The sequence below is a fragment of the Acinetobacter sp. ANC 3781 genome, assembly GCF_004331285.1.
Classification (GTDB): Bacteria; Pseudomonadota; Gammaproteobacteria; order Pseudomonadales; family Moraxellaceae; genus Acinetobacter.
In genome coordinates this window covers 1-8,936 of the sequence record NZ_SJOH01000037.1, presented here as the reverse complement: position 1 = coordinate 8,936, position 8,936 = coordinate 1, and the positions used below count along the sequence as shown (strand labels likewise).

The following is an 8,936-nucleotide window of genomic DNA, read 5'->3' as shown; positions in this document are numbered from 1 at the left end:
TATATATTCAAAATAATTTAAATAAAAGGATTTTATAAATAAACATATAGGGGTCTTTTTTTTTAAAACTGTCTGAATCGCATATTTGTAATATTTCTGCATAATTCTCATAAACTGCATCGATTTAAACAAACTTACTCATCCTTATTTTAGCCACTATATGGACTTCTGATGGTTGAATGGTTGAGCCCCTGAAAAAGTGCATTTTCCCTAAAAGCAGATCGCTTAAATTAGGTTTAAAAGATCAGATTCTTCACTGTCTGAGAAATTGGTAGAAATACTGAACCCTATTTCATGTTGCTAGACCTTAGGGCATTTCAGAGCCTAGCACTTCTAAAACTGTGCATTCTTTTGAAGACTTTCGATTATTAGAAGTGCTCCACTAGGCAGTTTGTTAATGAGTCCTTTTATCTATCTAAGAAGTGTCGATAAAACCAATGGCTATTCACTATATAAAAGATAAGTATGTAGAACACTAAAAAATGGATAAAGATCTGGAGAATTCGGATAGCTGCGAAGGATAAATTTCGCTTCAATGAGGGAAAGACCCTAATGGAATAGAGGATACAACAATGACCTCACGCAGCATTACTGAATGGCAAGACTTCGTTAAGAACTGTATTGATTTTCGCCCACATGATGGCGTTTATCGTATTGCTCGAGAAATGTTCACTGAAGCTGAACTGTTTGACTTGGAGATGGAGCAGATCTTTGAAAAAGTCTGGATTTATGCCTGTCATGAAAGTGAAATTCCAAATAATAACGATTTTGTGACGGTTCAAATTGGCCGCCAACCCCTGATTATCAGCCGTGATAGTAATGGTGAACTTCATGCCATGGTTAATGCGTGTGAACACCGAGGTGCTACCCTGACCCGTGTTAGCAAAGGAAACCAAGCCACGTTTACTTGTCCTTTCCATGCATGGACCTATAAATCAGATGGCCGCTTGATTAAAGTCAAAGCGCCGGGTGAATATTGCGAACACTTCGATAAAACCACGCGTGGTCTCAAACAAGGTCGCATTTCTAGTTATCGCGGTTTCGTATTTGTCAGCTTAGACAGTCAGGCGACAGATTCTTTAGAAGATTTCTTGGGTGATGCCAAAATCTTCCTTGATTTAATGGTTGACCAGTCACCTACAGGTGAGCTTGAAGTATTACAAGGTAAGTCCGCCTATACTTTTGCAGGTAACTGGAAACTCCAAAATGAAAATGGTCTAGACGGTTATCACGTTAGTACGGTGCACTATAACTATGTATCGACTGTTCAGCATCGCCAGCAAGTGAATATTGAAAAAGGTGCTGATTTAGATACGCTGGATTACAGCAAATTAGGCGCCGGTGATTCTGCAACTGATGATGGCTGGTTCAGCTTTAAAAATGGTCATAGTGTATTGTTCAGTGATATGCCCAATCCAACAGTCCGTCCAGGTTATAGCACTGTAATGCCATACCTTTTAGAAAAATATGGGGAAAAACGTGCGGAATGGGCCATGCATCGTTTAAGAAACCTGAATTTGTACCCTAGCCTGTTTTTTATGGATCAAATCAGTTCGCAATTACGCATTATCCGTCCTGTCGCTTGGAATAAAACAGAAGTTATTAGTCAATGTATTGGAGTTAAAGGTGAGTCTGCCGAAGCACGCCGTAACCGTATTCGCCAGTTTGAAGACTTTTTTAACGTGTCAGGTTTAGGCACGCCAGATGACCTCGTGGAATTCCGTGAACAACAAAAAGGCTTCCAAGCACGACTTGAACGCTGGAGCGATATTTCTCGAGGTCACCATACCTGGGAATATGGCACCACCCAAAATGCTCAGGATTTAAATATTAAGCCAGTCATTACAGGACGTGAATTTACCCATGAAGGCCTATATGTCAACCAACACGGTCAATGGCAACGCTTAATGCTCAATGGCTTAAATAAAAAAGCCTTAAAAATGCAAGATGTGACTTTTGAGCAAGATATTGTCAAGGAAGAGGTGTAATCATGACTGCTGAACTTAACTTCGCTGTTTCTCAGTTTCTCATTAAAAAAGCTGAACTCTGTGACACCTATGATTGGGACGCTTATCTGGATCTGTATGATGAAGATAGTGAATACCATATTCCGCAGTGGATCGATGATCATAACTATATCCAGGACCCCAATCAGGGCCTGTCCTATATTTATTATGAAGACCGTACAGGATTGGAAGACCGAATTTTTCGTATCCGTACCGGTAAGGCAGCTTCTGCCACCCCTTTACCGCGCACTTTGCACATGATTAAGAATGTTCGTGTGAAAGAACTGGATGATGGCTTAATTGAAGCAAAAGTAGCGTGGCATACCTTGTATAACCGTCAAGGATTGGAAGGCAGTTTCTATGGCCATGCCACTTATACCTTACGCAAAGCTGAAGATAGCTTCCGCATCCGTCGTCAACATACAGTGTTACTGAATGACAAAATTGACTCGGTCTTAGACTTTTATCACGTTTAAGGATCAATTGTATGACTCATTCAGTGGCGCTCAATTTCGCTGATGGTAAAACCTTTTTCATTTCTGTACATGAGGACGAATTGCTGCTCAATGCAGCCATTCGTCAAGGGATTACACTACCTCTAGATTGTCGTGAAGGGGTATGTGGAACCTGTCAGGGCCAGTGCGAAAGTGGGGCTTATGAACAGGAATATGTCGATGAAGAGGCACTCAGTGAAGGTGATTTGGCAGAGCGTAAAATATTGGCCTGCCAAACCCGAGTGAAATCCAATGCTGCATTTTATTTCGATCATAATTCAGATATTTGTAATGCCGGCGAGTCTTTAAAAATTGCCACCACCGTGACTGCGGTAGAACTGGTTTCTGAAACCACAGCCATTTTGCATGTGGATGCCAGCAGTTATAAGCAACCTTTGCACTTTTTACCCGGTCAATATGCACGTCTGCAAATTCCAAATTCTGAGGACTGGCGTTCGTATTCTTTTGCCAACCGGCCTAATGCAACCAACCAGCTGCAATTCTTAATTCGCCTACTGCCAAACGGTGTAATGAGTAATTACTTGCGTGAACGCTGTGAAGTCGGACAGACCATTTACATGGAAGCCCCGTTGGGTAGTTTCTACTTGCGCGAAGTCGAGCGTCCCTTGGTGTTTATTGCCGGTGGTACAGGATTATCTGCCTTTTTAGGGATGCTGGATAATATCGCTGAACAGCCCAATGCCCCAGCAGTGCATCTGTATTATGGCGTAAGCCAAGAAGCCGATTTGTGTGAACAACAACGTTTACATGCCTATACCGAACGGATGCCTAATTTTAATTATCAACCGATTATTAGCCAAGCTTCGGACAACTGGACAGGTAAAACAGGTTTCATTCAGGATCATTTAAATAAAGATCAACTGGCAGAACAAGCTTTCGATATGTACTTGTGTGGCCCGCCTCCAATGATTGAAGCAGTGAAAAGCTGGTTAGGTGATCAGGCTTTGCAAAACTATCGTATTTATAGTGAAAAATTCTTGCAAAGCAATACCAGTCGTCTTTAACAACAAGCCTTGTCATTCAAGGCTTAAATTTTGTAGTACTGAAACTATTCAGCATGATATGCGCAGTTTTAAATAACTCTAAAACAATATACTTAAGGAACCTAGTATGAACCGCGAACAAATAAGTGCCTTAGTCAAACAAATGAATGTAGACACAGCAACCGGCCCGGTAGACCCACGAGTACAAGAAATTGTTGTACGTTTAGTGACTGATTTATTTCAAGCCATTGATGAACTCGATATTCAGCCTTCTGAAGTGTGGAAAGGATTAGAGTATTTTACCGATGCAGGTCAAGCCAATGAACTGGGTTTACTCGCGGCAGGATTGGGGCTGGAACATTTTCTGGATTTACGTGCCGATGAAACTGATCTTAAAGCAGGCATCACTGGAGGCACGCCACGTACCATTGAAGGCCCTCTGTATGTAGCGGGTGCACCTGAATCTGTAGGTTTTGCACGTATGGATGATGGCTCTGAATCTGATCAAATTGATACCCTCATCATCGAAGGTACAGTAACCGATACAGAAGGCAACCTGATTGAAAATGCCAAAGTCGAAATATGGCATGCAAACAGTTTAGGAAACTATTCTTTCTTTGATAAAGCTCAATCCGAATTCAATTTGCGCCGTACAATTTTTGCCGATAAAGATGGCAAATATACGGCTTTAACTACGATGCCGGTTGGTTATGGTTGTCCTCCGGAGGGTACCACTCAAGCCTTGCTGAACAAGTTAGGTCGTCATGGTAATCGCCCATCGCATGTCCATTACTTTGCCTCTGCCCCCGATTTCCGTAAGCTCACCACCCAGTTTAATATTGAAGGTGATCAATATTTATGGGATGACTTTGCTTTCGCAACACGTGATGGTTTGGTTGCAACCGCAGTAGACATTACCGATCCAAGCGAAATTGAACGTTATGGTTTAGATAAACCGTTTAAACACATTACATTTAATATTGTACTGGTCAAAGACAGTGTTGCGGCACCTTCAGCAGAAGTTGAACGCCGTCGCTTATGTGCATAAGCTTCTTTTGCTAAAACTATCCTTGAACTACTGATTTATCTGGGTTCAAGGATATTTTCATTCGAAAAAGCTGCATTTTAACTCCCTCTCTACTCATCATTATTTCTCTAAAAATCGTCAAAAATGAGTGATTTTCGCACCATTTGTTGTTCTATTATTCATAAATCAAGGCTATGCCCAAGCATATTTTTATTACAGCAGATTGATGTATGAATGAAAGCTAACAGTCTTCTCATTTGATTATTTGACCAAAAATCCCGAATAAAACCTTTAAATAAATCATCCAAATTCAAATCGTTATTTCAGTCGTCTAGATCGAACGGCTATTCATCCAATTTGGAAAAAATGGATGATTTTCAGGAATTTCTGGATAGTTTAAAGCGGCTAAAAAGAGTTCAATCAAAACTATGGAATAGTTTTTAACCTTAATGAATGACAAACAGAAAATAAGCAATTTCTCAAAGGAAGGTATGAGATGACAGATCGGACAGGGTCAAAAATAGAATCAAAAAAATCATTTTTGTTATTGAGTATTTTAAGCGGAATTAGCTTATCTGTTCAGGCGCAGGCAGTAGAGCAAGAATGGAAATTTACCCTCAAAAATGCCTATATTGAACGCGATTTTGACTCTTCGGCCGTAAAAGATATCGGCAGTTGGTCTCAGGCAGCATCACTGTTTTATACCTCTAAAATGAAAGACACTCCGCTGAGCATTGCAGGAAGTCCAATTACAATAGGAGCCAATGCTTCAACCCAATATGCAGTTCGTCTGAGTTCGGATAAACATGTACCCGACGCTATTCTGCCTTTTGATTCGGCAACTCAATCACAAGCTGCCGACTATTTAAAATATGGCGCCACACTTAAATTAGGCTACCAAAATACTTTGCTGAGCTTAGGCGAGCTTTGGCTGGATCTTCCTTTGACTACTGTCGATGGCAGCCGCCAATTGCTGACCTCTTATTGGGGTGGAAATTTACGTTCACAACTCAGTGATCAATTGCAACTTGAGCTCGGACATGTCACTAAATTGTCTCCGAGAAATGAAGAAGATTTTCGTAAGTTCTCTTATACCGCCAAAGGAATCACTACCTATTCTGATGGTCTGAATTATATTGATTTGCGCTATCAAATTTTACCCAATTTAAAGACGGAATATTATTTTGGTAATTTGGACAATCTTTATAATAAACATTACTTAGGAATTGAGCATAACTGGAAAGGCGATGATTTCTCTTTAAATTCAAGACTAAAATATTTTAATGCGCAAGAGGACAACGACCAATTAAATATTGATGCGCAAAATATTGGTTTGCTTGAAACTGTAAAAATCAGCAATCACAGTATCGGGCTGGGGTATCAGCAGATTATTGGTGAGTCTGCCTATCCTTTGCCTGATGGTTTTTTACCAGAACCTTATTTTATTAACTGGAATGCGACAGGTTTCTTTAAACAAGATGAGAAGTCTTATCACTTCATCTACAGTTATGATTTTAAAGATTATATTCCGGGGCTAAATACCACAGTTAAATATGTGTATGGAGACAATTTCAAGGCCGCTGATGGTCGCGAAAATAAAGAAAGTGAAGCCAATTTCATTGGCAACTATGCATTTCAACAGCCCTATCTTAAAGGACTGGCTTTGCAATACCTGTTAATCGACTACAACGTTAAGCATGGTACTGATTTTACTGAAAATCGCTTTTTCGTAAATTACACTAAAAAATTCTAAAATTTTTAAAGGATTAAAGATGAAAACAATTGAGATTAATACGGTGATAGACCGCGAAAAACTATCACCGTTACAATGGCTGGTGTTTGCACTGGGCTTCTTAGTATTTTTTTGTGATGGATTAGATACTGGTATTATCGGTTTTATTGCGCCTGCGTTGCTGGATGATTGGGGCATAAGCAAACCTCAACTTGCACCCGTACTCAGTGCAGCTTTAGTGGGGATGTCAATTGGCGCAATTCTGTCTGGCCCACTTGCCGATAAATTTGGGCGCAAAAAAGTCATTACATTCACTACCCTGCTTTTCGCTACATTTACCGTACTTTGTGGCTTTGCTACTTCTACACAGGAATTGATGATTTATCGATTCATTACCGGTATTGGCTTAGGGGCTGCCATGCCGAATATCAGTACCATTGTTTCAGAGTATATGCCTGCGAAACGTAAGGCATTTTTAACCGGACTAGCAGGTTGTGGCTTTATGCTCGGGATTTCATGTGGCGGGCTGTTATCTGCTTATCTATTGGAAAATCTGGGTTGGGCTAAAGTGATTATTATTGGGGGCGTTATTCCACTTATTCTGGTCATTATACTGGTTCTTAAGTTACCCGAATCTACCCAATATTTAATTAAAAATAATCAATCTCTAAAAGCACAGCGTATTTTAGAAACCATTCAAGGTAAACCTTTTACCGAAGCAGTGACCCTCAAACTTGCTCAAACTGAGGTTGAATCTACCCAGAGCCCGGTTAAACAAGTGCTGGGTAAATATTTAGTCAGCTCAAGTATGTTGTGGCTTTGCTGTTTCATGAGCTTACTGGTTTTTTACCTTTTAACCAGTTGGATGCCAACCATTTTAAAGACCGCAGGTTTCACCACTCAGCAATTTAGCTTAATTGCCGCTATATTCCCTTTTGGTGGCGTAATCGGTGCCACTATTATGGGCTGGTATATGGATAAAACCAACCCAACCAAAGTGATTCGTTATTCTTATTTGATTGCTTTCGGCTTGTTTATTGTAGCGGGCTTTCTAAGTTCCGATGTGTTGTTTTTTGGCATTACCATCTTCTTAATTGGTGCTTTGCTGGCAGGCGCCCAATCTTCCTTACTGCCTTTAGCCGCTATTTCCTATCCTTCCACCTGTCGAGCGGTAGGCGTGTCATGGATGCATGGAATTGGCCGAATTGGCGCAATTTTAGGGGCTTTCTTTGGATCCCTAATTTTCACATTTGACCTAAGTTTAAGTGGATTATTTTATATTCTGGCGATCCCTACTTTTGTTTCATTTATTGCCCTAAGTTTAAAAGTGCTGAGCGAAAAATCTAAACAACAGAATCAATCTAAAATTGAAGAATTAGCTTAGGCTAATTTGAAAATAAAGAACCTAATTTAAATTAGGTTCTTTATTTTTGTTTTTAAGATATCAATTGATATCGATAAATTTGTTTTTAGTTTCACTCGGCTTTTCACCAAATTCCTCACGATACTCTTGAGAAAATCGGCTTAAATGATTGAATCCCCATTGAGAAGCCAATTGTGAAATCGATATTTTTCGATTGAGTCCAGATGCACTCAACACTTTATAAATTTGCTGTAACCGATATTTTTTTAAATACGCCATCGGACTAGTTCCATAATAATACTGAAACTCTTCATATAATTTTGATTTTGAAACTCCTGCCAAGTCTTGTAAATGATCGGCACAAATCTCTTCTTGAGCATGGGTAAGAATAAATTTATGTATTCTTTGGATATAGGCAGGCTGGGATTGAGTAGATAATTGTTTAAGCTGTTCTGAGTAATTATTTTCTTGAGACAACAACAAAGCTTTAATTATAAAATTTTCATAATCTTCAGCCAGTAAAGGTAATCCATAAAACCCGGTATATTGTGATTTAAACTGCAAGAAATTCTGAATATTCTTCCACCAGGCGGTAATTAAATGTTCTGAGTCAAAATGCATTTCCGGATTAAAAATGACCGGTTTTTCCACGGGTTGATGAAGTAAATCAGCTAAAACGATTTGTAAGCTTTGTTCAGGAACCACCACTTGTAGCTTCTTGCAATCTTTATCAATAGTTAAATCTTGTAAATCTGCATTGGAGAGGATCAAACCATTTTTTTCATCTGATAAATAGCGTTCCCCGCGCATATTCAAAATTTGTTTTCCCTTCAAGGGGAGACTAATGCTATAGGCTTTAAGATTGGAGGTATTAATTGCAACATTAGCCCCATAAGAAATAGTACCAATCGTCATTCGTTTATTGGGTAAGCGCATGCCATCATAATGAAAATTCAAAGTATCCCGACAACTGGTATCCAAACGATGTTCACCACAAATGCTTGACATCAAGTTTTGAGCAAAATCGGCTTTACTAGAATAGTGATTTAATTCAATATCTCGTTGGCTTAGTGATTGCATTCCATTTTCACCTAGCTAAAATTTATTATCTGTCCCAATATATCAGCTAAACACTCATATTGAATAGATTTATCTCATTTTTTAGATTTTTTGAAATCAATTTATCCCTGTAAATTATTATTAAATTTATTATTTGGTAAAACCACCTATTCTATAACCATTAAAATCAGGGGGATAATCTACATTTATTATAAAAATTATTTTTCATCTTTTTTAAATTAAAACTATCT

Annotated in this window: 7 protein-coding genes; 6 read left to right on the top strand and 1 reads right to left on the bottom strand. The window is 39.1% G+C overall.

The window, feature by feature from the left end; translation table 11 throughout:
- Positions 1–572 precede the first annotated feature (572 nt).
- The 6 genes from antA (at position 573) to E0H89_RS16275 (ending at position 7,647) form a co-directional block, all read left to right on the top strand.
- A complete protein-coding gene (antA, locus tag E0H89_RS16300) occupies positions 573–1,988 on the top strand; it encodes an anthranilate 1,2-dioxygenase large subunit (RefSeq protein WP_131218573.1) in 1,416 nt (471 codons plus the stop codon).
- Between the two features lie 2 nt (positions 1,989–1,990).
- The gene (gene antB, locus E0H89_RS16295) at positions 1,991–2,482 is read left to right on the top strand and encodes an anthranilate 1,2-dioxygenase small subunit (RefSeq protein ID WP_131218571.1); all 492 of its coding nucleotides are present in this window, start codon (positions 1,991–1,993) and stop codon (positions 2,480–2,482) included.
- Positions 2,483–2,493: 11 nt separating this feature from the next.
- Entirely contained in the window at positions 2,494–3,525 is a 1,032-nt protein-coding gene (antC, locus tag E0H89_RS16290) for an anthranilate 1,2-dioxygenase electron transfer component AntC (protein WP_131218569.1), read from the top strand.
- 106 nt (positions 3,526–3,631) lie between these two features.
- Positions 3,632–4,552: a catechol 1,2-dioxygenase gene (catA, locus tag E0H89_RS16285; protein WP_131218567.1), complete on the top strand. Its 921-nt coding sequence runs from the start codon at positions 3,632–3,634 to the stop codon at positions 4,550–4,552.
- Between the two features lie 475 nt (positions 4,553–5,027).
- On the top strand, positions 5,028–6,284 hold the full coding sequence (locus E0H89_RS16280) for an OprD family outer membrane porin (protein ID WP_131218565.1): 1,257 nt from the start codon (positions 5,028–5,030) through the stop codon (positions 6,282–6,284).
- A 19-nt stretch (positions 6,285–6,303) separates the two neighbouring features.
- Positions 6,304–7,647: an MFS transporter gene (locus E0H89_RS16275; RefSeq protein ID WP_131218563.1), complete on the top strand. Its 1,344-nt coding sequence runs from the start codon at positions 6,304–6,306 to the stop codon at positions 7,645–7,647.
- 60 nt (positions 7,648–7,707) lie between these two features.
- On the opposite strand, the gene E0H89_RS16270 is transcribed toward E0H89_RS16275, so the two are convergent.
- A complete protein-coding gene (locus tag E0H89_RS16270) occupies positions 7,708–8,706 on the bottom strand; it encodes an AraC family transcriptional regulator (RefSeq protein ID WP_131218561.1) in 999 nt (332 codons plus the stop codon).
- Between the last annotated feature and the right edge of the window lie 230 nt (positions 8,707–8,936).